The 14,713-nt window shown below is 45.9% G+C and carries 20 protein-coding genes; 4 read left to right on the forward strand and 16 right to left on the reverse strand.

Annotated features, from left to right (window positions below):
- Positions 1–86: 86 nt before the first annotated feature.
- The 16 genes from IPP74_14635 to IPP74_14710 form a co-directional block, all read right to left on the reverse strand.
- Positions 87–1,754: a phage terminase large subunit family protein gene (locus tag IPP74_14635; GenBank protein ID MBL0320509.1), complete on the reverse strand. Its 1,668-nt coding sequence runs from the start codon at positions 1,752–1,754 to the stop codon at positions 87–89.
- Positions 1,711–2,151, reverse strand: a complete 441-nt coding sequence (locus tag IPP74_14640; GenBank protein MBL0320510.1) for a hypothetical protein — start codon at positions 2,149–2,151, stop codon at positions 1,711–1,713. The genes IPP74_14635 and IPP74_14640 overlap by 44 nt, the downstream gene beginning before the upstream one ends.
- Before the next feature lie 317 nt (positions 2,152–2,468).
- Positions 2,469–2,657, reverse strand: a complete 189-nt coding sequence (locus IPP74_14645; GenBank protein MBL0320511.1) for a hypothetical protein — start codon at positions 2,655–2,657, stop codon at positions 2,469–2,471.
- The gene (locus IPP74_14650) at positions 2,654–4,222 is read right to left on the reverse strand and encodes a hypothetical protein (protein ID MBL0320512.1); all 1,569 of its coding nucleotides are present in this window, start codon (positions 4,220–4,222) and stop codon (positions 2,654–2,656) included. The genes IPP74_14645 and IPP74_14650 overlap by 4 nt, the downstream gene beginning before the upstream one ends.
- A 245-nt stretch (positions 4,223–4,467) precedes the next feature.
- Complete coding sequence (locus tag IPP74_14655) at positions 4,468–4,677, reverse strand: hypothetical protein (GenBank protein ID MBL0320513.1); 210 nt, start codon at positions 4,675–4,677, stop codon at positions 4,468–4,470.
- A 338-nt stretch (positions 4,678–5,015) separates the two neighbouring features.
- Complete coding sequence (locus tag IPP74_14660) at positions 5,016–5,183, reverse strand: hypothetical protein (protein MBL0320514.1); 168 nt, start codon at positions 5,181–5,183, stop codon at positions 5,016–5,018.
- A 210-nt stretch (positions 5,184–5,393) separates the two neighbouring features.
- Positions 5,394–5,624 carry a hypothetical protein gene (locus tag IPP74_14665; GenBank protein MBL0320515.1) on the reverse strand — a complete coding sequence of 77 codons (231 nt, stop codon included), beginning with the start codon at positions 5,622–5,624 and terminating at the stop codon, positions 5,394–5,396.
- A gap of 263 nt (positions 5,625–5,887) precedes the next feature.
- Positions 5,888–6,388 carry a recombination protein NinG gene (locus tag IPP74_14670; GenBank protein MBL0320516.1) on the reverse strand — a complete coding sequence of 167 codons (501 nt, stop codon included), beginning with the start codon at positions 6,386–6,388 and terminating at the stop codon, positions 5,888–5,890.
- Complete coding sequence (locus IPP74_14675) at positions 6,360–6,818, reverse strand: hypothetical protein (GenBank protein MBL0320517.1); 459 nt, start codon at positions 6,816–6,818, stop codon at positions 6,360–6,362. Before IPP74_14675 ends, IPP74_14670 begins: the two co-directional genes overlap by 29 nt.
- Before the next feature lie 22 nt (positions 6,819–6,840).
- The gene (locus IPP74_14680; protein MBL0320518.1) at positions 6,841–7,377 is read right to left on the reverse strand and encodes a hypothetical protein; all 537 of its coding nucleotides are present in this window, start codon (positions 7,375–7,377) and stop codon (positions 6,841–6,843) included.
- A gap of 2 nt (positions 7,378–7,379) precedes the next feature.
- Complete coding sequence (locus IPP74_14685; GenBank protein MBL0320519.1) at positions 7,380–8,228, reverse strand: hypothetical protein; 849 nt, start codon at positions 8,226–8,228, stop codon at positions 7,380–7,382.
- On the reverse strand, positions 8,225–8,956 hold the full coding sequence (locus tag IPP74_14690) for a hypothetical protein (GenBank protein ID MBL0320520.1): 732 nt from the start codon (positions 8,954–8,956) through the stop codon (positions 8,225–8,227). Before IPP74_14690 ends, IPP74_14685 begins: the two co-directional genes overlap by 4 nt.
- A gap of 468 nt (positions 8,957–9,424) precedes the next feature.
- Positions 9,425–9,724, reverse strand: coding sequence for a hypothetical protein (locus IPP74_14695; GenBank protein MBL0320521.1), 300 nt, complete (start codon positions 9,722–9,724; stop codon positions 9,425–9,427).
- 64 nt (positions 9,725–9,788) lie between these two features.
- Positions 9,789–10,016, reverse strand: coding sequence for a hypothetical protein (locus IPP74_14700; GenBank protein MBL0320522.1), 228 nt, complete (start codon positions 10,014–10,016; stop codon positions 9,789–9,791).
- Positions 9,991–10,251, reverse strand: a complete 261-nt coding sequence (locus IPP74_14705; GenBank protein ID MBL0320523.1) for a hypothetical protein — start codon at positions 10,249–10,251, stop codon at positions 9,991–9,993. Before IPP74_14705 ends, IPP74_14700 begins: the two co-directional genes overlap by 26 nt.
- A gap of 193 nt (positions 10,252–10,444) precedes the next feature.
- A complete protein-coding gene (locus IPP74_14710) occupies positions 10,445–11,353 on the reverse strand; it encodes an AAA family ATPase (GenBank protein ID MBL0320524.1) in 909 nt (302 codons plus the stop codon).
- A 241-nt stretch (positions 11,354–11,594) separates the two neighbouring features.
- Here IPP74_14710 and IPP74_14715 point away from each other — a divergent pair, with 241 nt between their 5' ends.
- From IPP74_14715 to IPP74_14730, 4 genes are all read left to right on the forward strand, one after another.
- Complete coding sequence (locus IPP74_14715; GenBank protein ID MBL0320525.1) at positions 11,595–11,873, forward strand: hypothetical protein; 279 nt, start codon at positions 11,595–11,597, stop codon at positions 11,871–11,873.
- Between the two features lie 2 nt (positions 11,874–11,875).
- Positions 11,876–12,529, forward strand: a complete 654-nt coding sequence (locus tag IPP74_14720) for a hypothetical protein (GenBank protein MBL0320526.1) — start codon at positions 11,876–11,878, stop codon at positions 12,527–12,529.
- 230 nt (positions 12,530–12,759) lie between these two features.
- On the forward strand, positions 12,760–13,155 hold the full coding sequence (locus IPP74_14725; GenBank protein MBL0320527.1) for a hypothetical protein: 396 nt from the start codon (positions 12,760–12,762) through the stop codon (positions 13,153–13,155).
- Positions 13,156–13,233: 78 nt separating this feature from the next.
- Positions 13,234–13,443 (forward strand): hypothetical protein, encoded by a 210-nt coding sequence (locus IPP74_14730; GenBank protein ID MBL0320528.1) that lies wholly within the window; start codon positions 13,234–13,236, stop codon positions 13,441–13,443.
- Positions 13,444–14,713: the final 1,270 nt, after the last annotated feature.

The following is a 14,713-nucleotide window of genomic DNA, read 5'->3' on the forward strand; positions in this document are numbered from 1 at the left end:
CTCCTTTCTCTTAGTGACGATTATGATATGCAACCGAGCGCGCTTTCTTCTCATCCATTCTCTCTTGTAGGCTCGGAAGTCAAAGGTCATAGCACCGCCTTGTTTTCACTGGTAAAAGCTCGGGCCTCATACTGGCCCACGATGGTATCTACTGGTGGAGCTTCAACGATATTGCCTCGTGGAATACCCGCTAGTACATCATCCCCAACTATCTTTGCCATCTCTCCTCCGTATCTCTGAAGTCCTACAACTGCATAGAGCAAGGCGTGGCAGAAGTGGTCTGGTCCATTACGCTTCCACACATACTCAGCACCGTACAGCTCCTTGTTGTCCTTGTCCTTCATCTCTTTGGTCACCATCCTCTCTCGGTACATGTTGCCGAAGTGCGAGGCGAACTCTGCCCATTCATCCTTTGAACCATTGAGTCTGACGCGCCCTATATCTCGTATCTGCTCCACAACGAGGGTCATCATGCGGTTGCGGTCTACTGTTACCTTGCCGTATTCGTCGTTCTCTCCCCATTGAACGAGGTCCACACTCTTGCGGTCCTTGCGGTAGAAGCATAGAAAGACACGCCCAGGGAACTCTGCTTGGAGCTTACGGACACCAATCAAGTCGCCACCTTGGTCGAAGACAGCTATAGAGCGTGGGAACTTATTGAGGTGTCCTTTAATAACATCGTATGGTGTCTTTGATGCTGTTATCTCGTTGGCATGGTCATAGTAAAAGACACCTTGCTTATTCAATAGGACATAGTGAATGCCGTGGCCTGTGTCTGCACCAATGATTGTCCTTGATGATTGGTCGTTTACTTGGTCTACACAGTTTCTAAGGACAACTGCTGGCTCAATGCGGTCATCAGACGATACGTATGGAAGTCCTAGAACATAGTTGTAAAAAAACTGTTTGTCCTTTAGAGGGTCGTTGAAAGATGTGATGATGTCCTTTGCGCTCTTATTCCATAGCATGAGCTGTGAAACATGCCACCCAGAGAACTGGTAGTCACCTTCTATCTTCCCTGACCATGGAACACCATCCTTGTTTACCCATACCCCATTGGCACGGGCTTCGTTTGGTAGGTCTTCCTTGCAGGTCTTACAGACGTATGTTTCACGGGAAACATTAACGCTTTCAGGCCATGTGAGCACTTGCTTAGCCTTACATGCGGGACATTCTATCTGCCACTCCTTCATATCTGACTGTTGCCAGTACACATCTACACCATGTCCTGCAATGCTTGGGTGGCTGAAATACCAAGACCAACCTCCGTCCTCCTGTGCTTGGAGGCGGTTCTGATACTGCGTGATAATGTCTGGGTCACTAGCGTCAACCTCATCATGGATGTTGAGGCCCGATGGAATCATCATCGCTTGCTTCTGTGTGAATGTACCTCGGTAGAATATCATCGAGTCGCCAACTGACTTCTGCTCTACGGTGTCGTGGTCTTTAACCCACTCTAGTAACACAGGGTTCTGGGCGATGATGCGGTTGAATGAACCACCGACCATGTCTTGTACGTCACCTGCTGTTGGCAACGTATAGATAATCTGTCGTCTGAGCTTCTTAGCAACATAGAAGCTCTTAATAGCATTCATAACAGTAGCCCCGATTTGCGGGGGCTTTAAGAGGCACTGTTTAGGAGACAGGTCGTTGTATATGTCCCACAAGAACTTTCTCTTGGTGAACTCTATTGGGAAGCCAGCCTCATTCTTAATCTGATGCTTTATCGTCCATAGGGCTGGCAGACCCTCCATCGCTTGGGAGACTTGCTCCTCTGTGTATTGCATTCAACTTGGTTGTTAAATCAGCCACTATTGTGCTTGGTTCAAACTTCTCACCTTTGTTCGTATGGTCTATCGTCTGCTTTGGATTGAGGTCTGGGTCTTTCCTTTCAACATATTTCCAAGCACTATTCACATCTGTCTCCAATGAATTAAATACTGTTCTGCGGGCCTTTAGTACAGGCGTTTCCTTCAATGCTTCCTTTCTCTCCGTAAAGTCTTTGTTCTCCTCTTGGTATTTATAAAGGGTTGATGGCGCGATGTTCGCGTAAAGACACGCCTCTTTGTCTGTTCCACCCAATGCAAATACCTCCTCTAGTTTTCGGAGTACGTCTTCCGTTATTGCCGATGGTCTACCTAGTTCAGCCATTTATTCTTTTACGGGTGAAACTCCATCATGTGTGAGGAGCTTTTGTAATACTGTCTCTGGTCCTATGTCTCTGATTTCTATGAAGTGGCCGAACTTTTGTGTGTAGCCAATCCAATTACCGTCTGTTTGTTTCACCAGTGAAATTACATTGGGATTCTTTTCAGGAGAGTATTCAATCATGTGATTATTATAACACACTGCGTAATGCTTTGAAGCATTTTGTGCATAGCAAGTCTTTTGACTGTGCTGTTTTACCTATTGGGAGCGCGACTTTGCGTGTTCGTACAAACAATTTCTTCTTTCTACATCCCATACATTTAGCGTAGAGTTTCCAAGTCATGTTTTCTATCTCTTAGTGCTTGCCAGTTGATAATTGCATTTATAGGGTCAGAGAGTAGCTGCCATTTAAAATAGTCTTGACCACCAATATTCTCATCCACACTCAACATAAGCTCCTTTATGTCGGCATCAACTTCTTCTAGGAGCTTTTCGATTATGTCTTTCATCGAGGCATGTTCTTACTCATAATGGCTTGAAGGATTTGGTCTGCTGTGTCAGGGCGTGGCAAGAGAACGATGCTGTCACATGTGAGAACTGATGCGGCAACACTGATTGCATTCCTTACTGCATTTATAACAACTTGACTTGGGTCTATGATACCTGCTTCAAACATATCTACACGCTGTTTGGTGCGGGTGTCATACCCAAGCCCATCAAATGGTTCATCCCAAGCGTGTTTGATACCTGCGTTGCTTACAATCTGTTCAAATGGTGCTCTTAGGGCGATGTTTAGTACAGATTCACCAACATTCTTTCGCTGGTGAAACTTCTCTGATATTTCAAGTAGTGTCACACCACCACCCGCTACTACACCGTTCTGCAGGGCTTGCCACGACGCCGAGATAGAGTCCTCAATTTTGAGCCTTCTGTACGCAAGTGCTGAATCACTTGCTGCGCCTACAAAGTATCGTGCTGTCTTTGTGTTGAGGCGTGATGCGCGGAGCAATGAATCCTCTGTTGCTATGTCTTCGAGGGCTTTGATGTGTTCACTTACGTCCTTGATGCCATCCAAGTAGGTGTTCTCTTTGTCCACAATGATGTTCTCACACGTTCCGAGGTGTTCTAGCTTCATAGTCTTAAAGCTGAGTCCTGCGTGTGGGTCAATGATTGTTGCGCCCGTTGCTTTTGCCAAGTCTTCATACCACCAGTCTTTCCATAGGACAGGCATCTTCACAAGGAGTGTCTTAAACCCTCTCTTGGCGCGGGTAAGAATGAGGTCTGGGATTACTGTTGCCTCGTACTCATCACAGAAGATGACGATTTCTTTCACTTCTTTAGCAAACAAGGCCCCAAACAACTCATTAAAGTCTGCTGCGCTTGAAATCTTCTGCTTTACTATAAGGATTTTAGGATTAGTCCAACGTGCGAGACTTTGGAACTGACCTGTCTTCTCGTCCATGTCTGCCATGTATTGTGATGCGAAACCTGCGCCGTCCACCGTGATACCTTTACCAATGGTGTAGTGGTCGCTGAATGTCTTTGAAATGTCCCAATGAATGATGCCCGACTTACCAATCTGCTGGTAAATCTCTTGAATCATCTTGCCTATTGACTCGTCCTCGGCTGAAATGGTTGCGACGCTTGCGACCTCATCAACTGTAATCTCTCTCTTTTGTTTGTTGATTGACTCCTCAATGAGTGGCACACATTCCTCCAAGGACTTCTTAATCTCCATTGGGGATACTTCTCCGAGGTGCTTAATCCCCTCTTGAAGAATCTTTGCTGTAAGAACGCACGTTGTCGAAGAACCATCACCAGAGGCTTTGTTTGCGCGTTTGACGGCTTCTAGGAGGATTCTACGTCCCATCTCCTCTAGCGGGTCTGCAAAGTGTATGGATTCAAGGATTGTTGCACCGTCATTGGTAACGAGATGGTTTGGCATCTCAAAGGTTTCAAGGATGGCGTTGTGTCCTGCACTACCCATTGTCCCACCCACAATCTCTCCACATCGTTGAATGCCTTTGATAATCTTGTCTCGTGCCTCTGAACCTTTGTAAATGTTATCTATCATGCGTTGGGATATTCTCTTTTAAACATTGGGTCGTCTGGTTGAAGTGCCTGCCGTATGTGGTATTCCATGTACTTCCAGTTTGGCGTATCTGATGGAAAGAACTGAAGGTCGCCACATCGTTCACATCTTTCTAGTAAACCTCCTCGTGGCTGACTGAGGATGATGTACTTGTGGAGGTGGCCACCGCGACAGTTACTCTTTTGATACCTGTCCATCTTCGTATGCTTTGATGTTCTCGTAAGGCACTAGCCAGTAGTACGTTCCATCACCTTTAGGAAACTTGGCGTCCATCCATGAATCAAAAAGACCCTGCTTCCCTTCTTAATGGGGACGCTAAGGTCGTCGTCAATCTCAATCACTATACCAATCTCGTCATAGGTTGAACGCTGTGAGGTAACGAACTCCTCGTGTGCCTCTGGTTCAATCTGTACAAACTTATTAAGGGGTTTAATCATATCTTTTCTGGGTCTTCTATTGGGAATTGTTCTATTGGGTCATCCTCCACGATGGTTGCCAACTTTTGCTCCTTCTTCTTGTAAATGTCGCGTTTTAGAACTAAATCGTCGTGGTCAGATTCTTCTGGCCTGAACTCTGATAGCTTCCACAGATTTTTAATCCTTTTGAACATTATCGTTCTGGTACAAATGGTGATTCTACTGGACGCTCGGTCTTGTCTACTGGTGCGTTCTGAACGATTGTTCTAAAGCCTCCCTGTCCGTCTGGTACATAAAGTGGGTAGGCTACAAAGTCTACTTGGTGCTTTTCTACGAGTTCGCCGTATTCCTTGATGAAACTATCTATCCTCTCCTGTTGTGTCTTTTCCATCTGGTGTTGTTTTATCGAGCATTTTAAATAGCTTCTGCTGGATTGCTAGGACTGTGCCTGCCTCCATGCCTTTAATTGGTGCTGCGTTAATAAGTGCAATTATGTTGCGGATGTCGTCTTGCGTTAGTGATTCCATATGGGTTAATACTACCACAAGCTACTATGAAGTACCTGTGGATAAGTGGTTCTGATAAGACGGCAAGTTAGTTATTAACTTTTACTGGTGAAACTGGCTTGCGCTTGTTCTTTCTTCCGTTTCGTCGAGAAGCCTCTGCCTTCTTTTCTGACTTTGATTGACCGCCAAGCCTCCCAAGGGCTTGTGCGTGGGGGTTTTTATCTGTCATGTTTAGTTATTGCTGAGAACGGTGTCAACGAGAGTCGAGAGCTGACGCTGGACATTAAGGGGAACTTCGCGGTCTTGAACGACATCAAAGCAGAAGCGGTGGCCGTTGCGAACAACATGGTAGTTACCATCATCCTCAAAGTCGTCAGTGCGTCCGTCGTTGTCGTTGTAGTAAGTAACCTCGTACTCCGTTCCTTCGCTAAGCTGTTCCATTACACTGTTGAGATTTTCCATTGTGTTTGTATTAGTGCTAGTAAGTTAGATACTGGTATGAGGGGCTTTGGGAAGACTTCTCACTTGCGGTCAATCTCGTCGTAGCCTTGATGGCTAGCCGAGCCTTACTCGAAGTAACTCCCGTTTCGCTAGGTGCTTCTCAAAGACACCCATATCAATATCTAACTACCCTTACTATATCCCAACCGCTTGGATAGTGCAAGTGTTTTAGAAGATTCTCAAAACGAGAAAGTGGACAACTCATACGGTGGCTTGGTTAAGCCTTAATCTGGGAGGCACTTGAAAGATTCTCTAAATGAGGGTAGTTTTTTAATCAGTTCCTCATACTCTTTTGCGGTGAAATCTTTTAGGGGGGTCTTGGATTCTTTGTGGGCTTGGCGGCGGTCACGGAGCTTTTGTGCCGTACCAGCTCCGTATCTCTTGTCTAGGTTTTGTGCATACCCCAACAAGTGTGTCTTATCAAAGGCGTTGCAACCCTTACACTCGGCATTGACGTTGCGTGGGTCAAAGATTAAGTCGCGCCCACAATCTCCTGCGGGCATGAAATGTCCCGCATCACAGTACATCCCTATTGGCTTCCCACAACTTACACATGTCCCATACTTTTCTACATCTCTCCTGCGGATTTCTAGGCTGAACCAGTACCAGTAAATACCCTTTTGATACGGCTGTTTGTAGGCAAGACCACGCCATTGGAACTTCTCTGGTAGTCCCCATTGTCTTAGGAGGTCTTTTTTAGAGGTCTTTTTCTTCAAGGCGTACAAGTTTTTTACATTCTGTGCAAAAGGCGAAGCGGGTTTCTCCAAGAGAGTGTGCGTGTTCGTCACCAAACTTAATGCCTCGGACGTCATCTTTGATTTCTTCTCTCGTAAGTGTCTGGGCTTTAACGACGGCTGACTCCACACCCTCGGCTTGAATCAGTGGCAGAGCTTGATGCAAATTGGAATAACCTATGAGAGCGAGTCTATCCTCCTGTATTCCTCCTTCAAGGACATAGTATTTGTGGATGTTGGCGAAGATTGAGGCTTGGCTTTCGCTGATTCGTGCGGATTCTAGGAAGTCTACATAGCTGTCAAAGGAACCTTCCCATAGTTTTTCCTCATGGATTTTGTAGAGGCGTGCGCCGAGTTCTAGGAAGCGGGTTTGAATCGAGGTAACGAGTTCTTTCGTTTGTCTTAGATATTCTTCGTTCATGTGTTTATTTTACCAGTAAAAATTACAAACCATAGCTGAGTTTATCCACAGCCTGTCGGAAGGTCAGATTTTCTAGCTTCATCACAAAGTCGATTGAATCTCCTCCCTCGTTACACGCGAAACAATGAAAGAGATTCTTGGTGACGTGCATTGAGGGGTGGTGGTCGTTGTGGAATGGACAGATTGCCCTGCCGTTCTTTGTCTCAATTATCTCCTCGATGGGGAAGTCGCGCGCCCTTTCTATCTTCTCTGGTGTTATGTCCTCGATTTTACCAGTGAAAACTTGTACCTCCATGTTGAGGCGATTGAGTTTCCTCTCCTCTTGCTCCGCTTGTTGGTGGATTCTTCCAACGTGTTCGTAAAAAAGCATCTTTCCTGTGCTCCACGGTTCTTTCTTTAGGAGGGCTTCAAACGCATCGAACTTGGTTAGCTTCCTACAAGCCTCGAAAAACCTCGCCTTGACGGTTTTAATCGTTTCTAGGAGGTATTCCTTGCGCCTCTCTCGTCTGAACTCTAAAGGAATCTCCTCAATCCATGAAAAATCTATTTCTCTTTTCATAGTTATAGTTTTCTAAAAGCACCCTCACCCTCGACATCAACGTAACGACCTTCGGGCATGAGCTTGTTGTCGATAAAGCGGAACTTGAACTTGTGATTCTTCTTCGTTCCATCACGGCGGGACTTTCCTATCTTCACATAACTCAGATTGTCACTATCGTTATCTCTCCAAACATGGAAGATGTTGGTCGCTGCGGCGGGGATGCCGTTGCTGTTGGCGATGTCTGAGTTGTCTGTTTCGTTAGTTCGACTCTTGGTTGTCTTGGTTGCGTGGGCTACTGCGAATATCATCACTTTCCTACGGATAGCATACATACGGAGGTCTTTACAGATTTGAGCGAGGAATGTCGCATAGTTTGGTAGCTCCTTTTGGCTCTTTACGCTTTTCACGATGTCGCCGAGCGTGTCGATGAAGATTGCTTTGACTCCGAACTCGTCGATAGCCTTATCACAATGGGCGAACATCCAGTCTATGTCGTCCTCTAGCTCCATTGGAACGTAGGATACAAGGCTGGGGTCGGCTCCCATCTTTTCGAATGAATCCCAGAGTTCTCGTGAGGTCATTTCGTGTGAGAACCAGACCGATGGGACATCTGATTTGCCGAAGTTCAAGGTGAACATTCGGGCTAGGGTCGTTTTTCCGTCGCCAGGGACACCAGAGATGATGGTGAAATCACCCTCTCGGAATCCTCCATCCATACAGCCATCGAGGTCTGTGAAGCCCGAACTAATTTGATTGCTTGTGTCTTGCGCTTGGAGCTTGGCCGCCTCCGAAAGCAGGAGGATGTCTACAACCTTTGGCTCTGAGTTCTCTAGCTCCTCACCTATTCTTTTGTATTTTTCGAGGCTCATGAGATTCGGTTACGTTCCTTGTAATCCAACAGAGACTCCATTCTCCTCGCCAAGTCTGACGGGGTGTTTATCTTCGGACAAAACTGGTCATCACGATTGTCTCTAGCGATTGAGACAGCCTTCTTCAACTGGTCAAGGTTATAGGAGTCAAACAGTGCGAGTGCATCAACCTTTTGTTGCTTGTGAATCCACCAAGGTTTCTTTTCTTCACCAAAGAGCCGAAAGACAGCCAGCTTGTCATTGACGCGGTTATCGGTTTTGGAAGGTTTCTCGTCTACGTCTTTTTCTATTTTGTACTCACCGTCCGAGCGAAGCTCGGCAAATTGACCTAACTTAACTTGACTTAAGCCGTCCGTGGACTGTCCACCAAGTCTCCTACTGTTATCCTCTACGTCTGAACGGGGCTTGGCCTCTATGAGTGGAATGTCTGGTGCGACCTCAACGAGCAGGTTCTTGTATATGCTGTCTATCTTTCTGTCGGCGCGGATTGTGTTGTGCTCTAGCCAGTCGGTTATCACAATCACTTGGTCTTCATTGAGCTGTCGGACAAAGCCCTTCGCCACGAGTACCTTAAACACATCTGATGGAGAGCCTAGTAGCTTCATAAGTGGGTAAGACTCCACCACTCCATCGTCGTCGGCACGAAGCACCATGTGAAAGTAGAGGAGCTGTGCCTCACTTGGCATCTGAAGGAACTTGGCCGACCCCGCAATTCTATTGCTGAACATTCGTCGGTTAGCCATATAGTTTTACAAGCAAAATCCACAAGACGGCTGGACAGGCTCGCTAGAACCTAAACCACCTTGTGGATGCTGCCTACAAATATTTGTTTTTAAACTAGCGAAGTTGTCCATACAGAGAATTATACTACGTCCACAACCCTGTCAAAGAGCTTTTGTGTGGACAACTCTGTGTATAAATGCTATTCTGTCAAGTGTCGGGTCAGTCCGCGTTGCGGGAACAACCCAAGACACTAGATATATCTCTCAACTAAGGTCGCTTCTCTGGTAACGGAGGAGTGGCCTTTTCAGTTTCACTGCGAAACTCGCGCTCCCTATCTTCCTCCACCAAACAGGTAAGGCAAACTTCCCTGTTCTTATGAGGCTGTGATACGCGAGTGCTTATGAAGCCGTATTTTTTCAAACATTTGTCACACCTCACCCAATTATCTGGTATCTTCTGTCCCTTTATTCTCATTAGCCCCAGTTATAGTCAAAGAGAACAACTCGCTGCTCTGTTTCGTTGGTATATAGAGTTTCCATTAGAACCCATGCGTAATAACTGTCAGGTTTATCATCTGCATCCTCTTGTGTTAGAAACAACTTGTGGTCGCCTGCGAGCGACTGGGCTTGTTCTAGAGACTCTGCAATACACACAAAACCGCCCCCACAGTATGACCAATTACTCGATGGCTTGAATATATAGATTTTCATTTCAGAGGTCTTTTTCTTCATTACGAGGGTCGCTTTGCGTCTTTTCTTAAAAATCTTTTCCACGTCCGTTCCATCTTTAGACCGTTACGCCGAGTGAGTTGAATGGCCTGTTTTATGGTCAGTGTTTTCATTCTTCTAGGAATGAGAGTGAGATTTCACCGAGCTTGCTGGCTTTTCTTAAAGAAACCATCATTGTGAGCTGAACTTTTAGAATGTTATCTAGTCCCTTTTGCTGTTCAGGAGAACAATTTTCCGCAAGCTTCCCTATTTCGTCAAGGTAACCCTTGAAATCTCTGATTGTTTTTTTGATGTCTCGCATGGTTTTGTAACTAATCCGCTTCAGGGATTGACTCAAGCTCTTTCCTAGTAATCTCTTTACATGAAATCTTTATGACATCGTGCAAACCACCTTCCTCAAGCTCTGATTTCAAGGTGTCTAGCAAGTCGTCAAGTTCGTGGTACACAATGGACTGGCAATTGTATACGTTTTCAGGAAAATCGCCCTTCCAAACCCATACCTTAATCTTGTTTTTCATAGGAGGTTGACTAATTAGTTTTTTCATATCCTCAATTCTGTCGGATGAAGGCATATTTATTCCTTACAAAGCCAATAAGTTTTTGTCCAAGACCATGTGTTCGAGTCCCAAGTTTGTATATCCCTCCAAACGGTCGGGCAAGGGTCAAACTCAAAGACATCTTGGAGTTGGTCGTGGACATACCCAGCTCTAATTGCCTGCAAGCACAGAACAATCAACGCACCGAATATTATGTAAAAGATTGTTTTCATTTGATATTTTTACACGCTAATGCTTGTTTAATCCTTTCTGATAAGTCGGCATCTTCCTCAATGGCCTTGCGGACTCTTTGGAGGCCGATTCCTAGCTTCTCCTCACCGAAGAACAGGGTGTTGCCTTTCTTAGTGATAACCCCAGCCTCCATAGCATCTTCCAGCAGATTCGCCACAGTGTTAAACCCACTACCGTAGATGAAGTGGCCGTTTATCTTCATGTTCTTGGTTGCGGCGACCTTGTTCTTCTTCACCTCGGCTGTTATTACTTCACCTATCTTGTTCTCACCTTGTTTAATCGTCTCACCCGCATACTTCAAGTACACAGAGAACGCTTTGTGATAGACAAGTTTCTCTCCCGCCGATGGTTGCCACGTTCCACTCATCAGGTCTTGTTTGGCGTGGTTCACAATGACGATAGAGACACCTTTGAGAATGAGTTGTGGAACAACCTTGCGTACCCACGGGGCAATCAACTTGCCTTGCGAAGCAATTACGACCTCACCGCTTCGCTTCTCTGCTTCTGCACGAGACATGAGCGCCCCCACAGAGTCCAAGAAGATGACATCCCAGTTACCAGACGAAACCTCGTCCTCAATGGTGTCGAGAATATCCTCCGCAAACGTATCTCTGTAGAGTCCGAGCTTTGAGCTGTTTACTCCGAGCTTGTCAGCATAGAGAGGCGTGTATGAGACTTCAACATCAACCCACAGACACCTCACTCCGTTCTTCTGAAGGCCCGAAGCCATCTGCAACGCGAGGGTACTCTTTCCGACACCAGAACGTCCCCATAGTTCAGTTATGTAACCCTTCGGGATTCCTCCAATACCACTCAGCTTGTCTACGAACGTCCCCGTCTTGAAAGCTGTTGGGTTGGCGATGCTGTCAGCAAAGGGTATTGTCATTTTACTAGTGAAAGTTGGTCTAGTAACTTCATCATAGTGACCCCCGCTTTGACCGCCCGAATCTTTAATCTGTCGCGTGTCTTTTTCCAAAGTCTGATATTCACAGTCTTTTGTGGTTTCTTCATATGACCTTTATAATAGTGGGTATTCTAGGAGATGCAAGCGACTTATCCCCTTTTTGATTGCTCGCCCGCACGCGTCTGGTATACTGGTCTTATTAACGGGGTAACACAAAACCAAAATGGATACACAATGGTTAAAGGCGGCACAGGAGAACTTTAGAGAGGCTATCGGCAACAAGGATTGGGAATTGGCAAAGTGCGTAATCGCGGATGTATTCGATAAGGATGCCGAGTCTATCGCCCGCATGATGAACGAGGAGCTTAGAGAAGAAATGGACAAGGGGCCGAGCTTCGCCCACGGATACATCCTTGGATTTCTCAAAAAGAAGAATGAAGAATACAAAGCAAAAGGTCTTGTGCCGACACTTGATATGCTTATTTCAGATTTAACTCAATAATTATGCTTACACCACAAGAAGAAGGTAAGAGATTCATTAGCATAAAATCGGATGGTTTGTTCCATGAGAAAGTGAGTCAGGAAACAGAAGGAGCAAAACTTCGAGAATACAAACTAAAAGACGGAACCGAGGGCAGTAAGTGGGAACTCCTCTACAAAGACCTGTCGAATGTCCACATCAAGAGCATCTACTTTGAAGATTCGGAATATGGCGAGAACATCTGCACCACGTTTACTGACGGTGAGAATGAAGTTACATGGTCAGAGAATACAGGCACGAACTTCGGCTCTGACTGGATGAAGCGTCTGCCTAACCTAGATTTCACCGCGAAAGTTTCTATCAAACCTTACGCATTTACTGATGAGAATAGTGGAAAGACAAAGAAGGGAGTCTCGGTCTATCAGAACGACAAGATTTCAGACTTCTTCTATGACTGGGACAAGCGAGAAGAACTCCACGGATTCCCAAAGCCACAGAAAGACCGCTCAGAAATGAAAACAGACGACTGGAAGCTCTACTTCCTCACAGTAAAGATGTTCTTGGTGGACTACACGAAGAAGAATATCGTGGGTCGCCCAGAAATCACTGTTCACGACCCATCAGACTATCCGACACCCGAAGAAGAAGGAATCCGCCCCCAAGATATTCCTTTTTAGAGAAACATAAAGAGTAATAGATGAAGAAGATTCTCCAACTGTGCGCTGACACGGGTTCTGATACAAAGCCGTGGAAGGACGCGGGCTACGAAGTAATCCTTGTAGGTAAAGATATTGGAGTGGAAAACTACCACCCACCACAGGATGTATACGGAATTATCGCCAACCCCGTATGCACAGAGTTCTCCACCGCACGCTCAAACGGAAAGGCTCGCAACCCAGAGGAGGGAATGTTCCTAGTCAAAGAGTGTCAGAGGATTATCTCGGAGTGCAACCCTACGTTTTGGGTGATTGAAAACCCTGCTAAGGGTGTCTTGAAAAAGTATCTTGGAAAACCAACCTACGAATACGAGCCGTGGTGGTATGGAAGCCCATGGACAAAGAAGACAGCGTTGTGGGGCAAGTTCAACATCCCGTCGCGCGTCTACCAGAAATGGGAGGACGTACCCAAGCTAGAAGGTCTGTATCAGCGACCAGGTCGCAGTAAGCCGTCCCTAGCCTTCATGCACAAGAACCACGTTCGATTCATACCAGAGTTCGCCTGTTTCAACCCTGACAGCGATATGGAGTTCCGTTCGCTCTGCTCCCAGAAGTTCGCAAAAGCCTTCTTTGAGGCCAATTCTTAGACTTATCCCCTTCCTACTTGCATCCTATAGTATCTAGTATATACTCTAAGTATTAGACAGTAAGTTCAAACAAACACTATGAACAAAGCAAAAAAGGCAACGCATTGGAAACCTATAGATATGAGTGGAAGCGTTTACCCAAACGGAGAACCCTTCCCAGAAGCAGAGACAATGGAGACACGAAAGGTAAAAGAATGGACAGGAGCGCGTAAGTTTTGGATGGTTATGTTCACGATTGCGGTCTTGATGACGGCGGGCAACTGGATTATTGGACTTCTAATGAACTAATTATGGACGAACTACAGCGCGACTTTGAACTTCACTTGGAGGCGGGACTTGTACACTAGCACGAGACACGAGATGAGGAGGACATCTTTCTTGGAACCGACGCACAATGGAGACACTACTTCAAATTGGCAGGATGGGAGATTTTACTAGTAAAACCTGATTAGTATGGATGTACTTATTCTTTCGGTGGTCTTTCTGGCAGGCGGGGTGACGGGGGCCTTTATATTCGGCGCGATGCTTGCTTTATCAGCAACTGACTAAACATGAACGACGCATATCAAACAGCTCTAGACCAGTTTCCAGCTTCGCCTACAAATAATGGCCGTGAAATCATACTAGGAAAGTGTAAGAGCATGAGCAAGAGCCCTAACGACGCAAAAGCAAAGGACTTGGACGCTCTAGGTTTGCTCTGTGGACCACGATGACCGACTGACCACATGAGGCTAAACAGGACCCTGAAAAACTAACCCAGAATCACAGTTGAAACGCCGTACCTACCTAACGTGGGATACATCAGAACAGAAGCGGAAAATGGAACGATACGCCCGCCAAAAGGGTCTACCACTAGGAACATGGTTAAAGACTCTCGCAATCGAAGAAGTGAACTTTATTGAGCAAGAAAAAGTATGAAGAAAACAAACGTAACAAAGAGCATATTCATCTTCGAGAAGCAGGAGGACTTGCTTGAGTTTTGGAACGGGTTGACGAAGGAATCAAATGTAACCCACAGCACGTTTATAGTCTTTAAGAAGCGATGGTTTCACAAGCTGTTGGAAATCATATTCGGAGTAGACAAGAGACACGGAATCAACTTTATTGAGCAGGAGAAGGTATAAGTTCTTTGAGATGTGAGTTGATGGGGGAATGAAAGGGGGAAGCAAAAGTATACAACCCCGCAGACAGTGTAACGAAGCTTTGTAAGTCCTGTTGCCTTTCCCCACCAGCTCATATCAAGACCTTATCAGTAAGTAAAATAAACATGGATAAAATTGAACTAAGAGAAACCTGCGGAGCTTGTCCTGAACAGTACGATGCATTCATGGATGGCAAGCAGGTAGGGTACTTACGTCTACGACACGGAGAGTTCAGAGTTGATTACCCCGAATGTGGTGGAGGCACGATATACAGGGCCGAGCCAAAAGGTGAGGGTTGTTTTGAGAGTGACGAACGAGAGTATTACTTACGAAAAGCAAAGGAGGCGATTTTAGACCGTATCTCTAACAAGGAGTCGAAATGCACCTGTGATGGAGACAAAACTCGTTGTAGTGAC

Source organism: Alphaproteobacteria bacterium (genome assembly GCA_016722515.1).
GTDB lineage: Bacteria > Pseudomonadota > Alphaproteobacteria > Rickettsiales > JADKJE01 > JADKJE01.

Bases quoted from the DNA above. Each gene is read 5' to 3' on its own strand.
- IPP74_14660 (MBL0320514.1), bottom strand. From the start codon at position 5,183: ATGGAATCACTAACGCAAGACGACATCCGCAACATAATTGCACTTATT.
- IPP74_14635 (MBL0320509.1), bottom strand. From the start codon at position 1,754: ATGGAGGGTCTGCCAGCCCTATGGACGATAAAGCATCAGATTAAGAAT.
- IPP74_14650 (MBL0320512.1), bottom strand. From the start codon at position 4,222: ATGATAGATAACATTTACAAAGGTTCAGAGGCACGAGACAAGATTATC.
- IPP74_14710 (MBL0320524.1), bottom strand. From the start codon at position 11,353: ATGACAATACCCTTTGCTGACAGCATCGCCAACCCAACAGCTTTCAAG.
- IPP74_14655 (MBL0320513.1), bottom strand. From the start codon at position 4,677: ATGATTAAACCCCTTAATAAGTTTGTACAGATTGAACCAGAGGCACAC.
- IPP74_14730 (MBL0320528.1), top strand. From the start codon at position 13,234: ATGAACAAAGCAAAAAAGGCAACGCATTGGAAACCTATAGATATGAGT.
- IPP74_14705 (MBL0320523.1), bottom strand. From the start codon at position 10,251: ATGCCTTCATCCGACAGAATTGAGGATATGAAAAAACTAATTAGTCAA.
- IPP74_14665 (MBL0320515.1), bottom strand. From the start codon at position 5,624: ATGGAAAATCTCAACAGTGTAATGGAACAGCTTAGCGAAGGAACGGAG.
- IPP74_14720 (MBL0320526.1), top strand. From the start codon at position 11,876: ATGCTTACACCACAAGAAGAAGGTAAGAGATTCATTAGCATAAAATCG.
- IPP74_14690 (MBL0320520.1), bottom strand. From the start codon at position 8,956: ATGTTCAGCAATAGAATTGCGGGGTCGGCCAAGTTCCTTCAGATGCCA.
- IPP74_14715 (MBL0320525.1), top strand. From the start codon at position 11,595: ATGGATACACAATGGTTAAAGGCGGCACAGGAGAACTTTAGAGAGGCT.
- IPP74_14675 (MBL0320517.1), bottom strand. From the start codon at position 6,818: ATGAACGAAGAATATCTAAGACAAACGAAAGAACTCGTTACCTCGATT.
- IPP74_14640 (MBL0320510.1), bottom strand. From the start codon at position 2,151: ATGGCTGAACTAGGTAGACCATCGGCAATAACGGAAGACGTACTCCGA.
- IPP74_14685 (MBL0320519.1), bottom strand. From the start codon at position 8,228: ATGAGCCTCGAAAAATACAAAAGAATAGGTGAGGAGCTAGAGAACTCA.
- IPP74_14680 (MBL0320518.1), bottom strand. From the start codon at position 7,377: ATGAAAAGAGAAATAGATTTTTCATGGATTGAGGAGATTCCTTTAGAG.
- IPP74_14645 (MBL0320511.1), bottom strand. From the start codon at position 2,657: ATGAAAGACATAATCGAAAAGCTCCTAGAAGAAGTTGATGCCGACATA.
- IPP74_14725 (MBL0320527.1), top strand. From the start codon at position 12,760: ATGTTCCTAGTCAAAGAGTGTCAGAGGATTATCTCGGAGTGCAACCCT.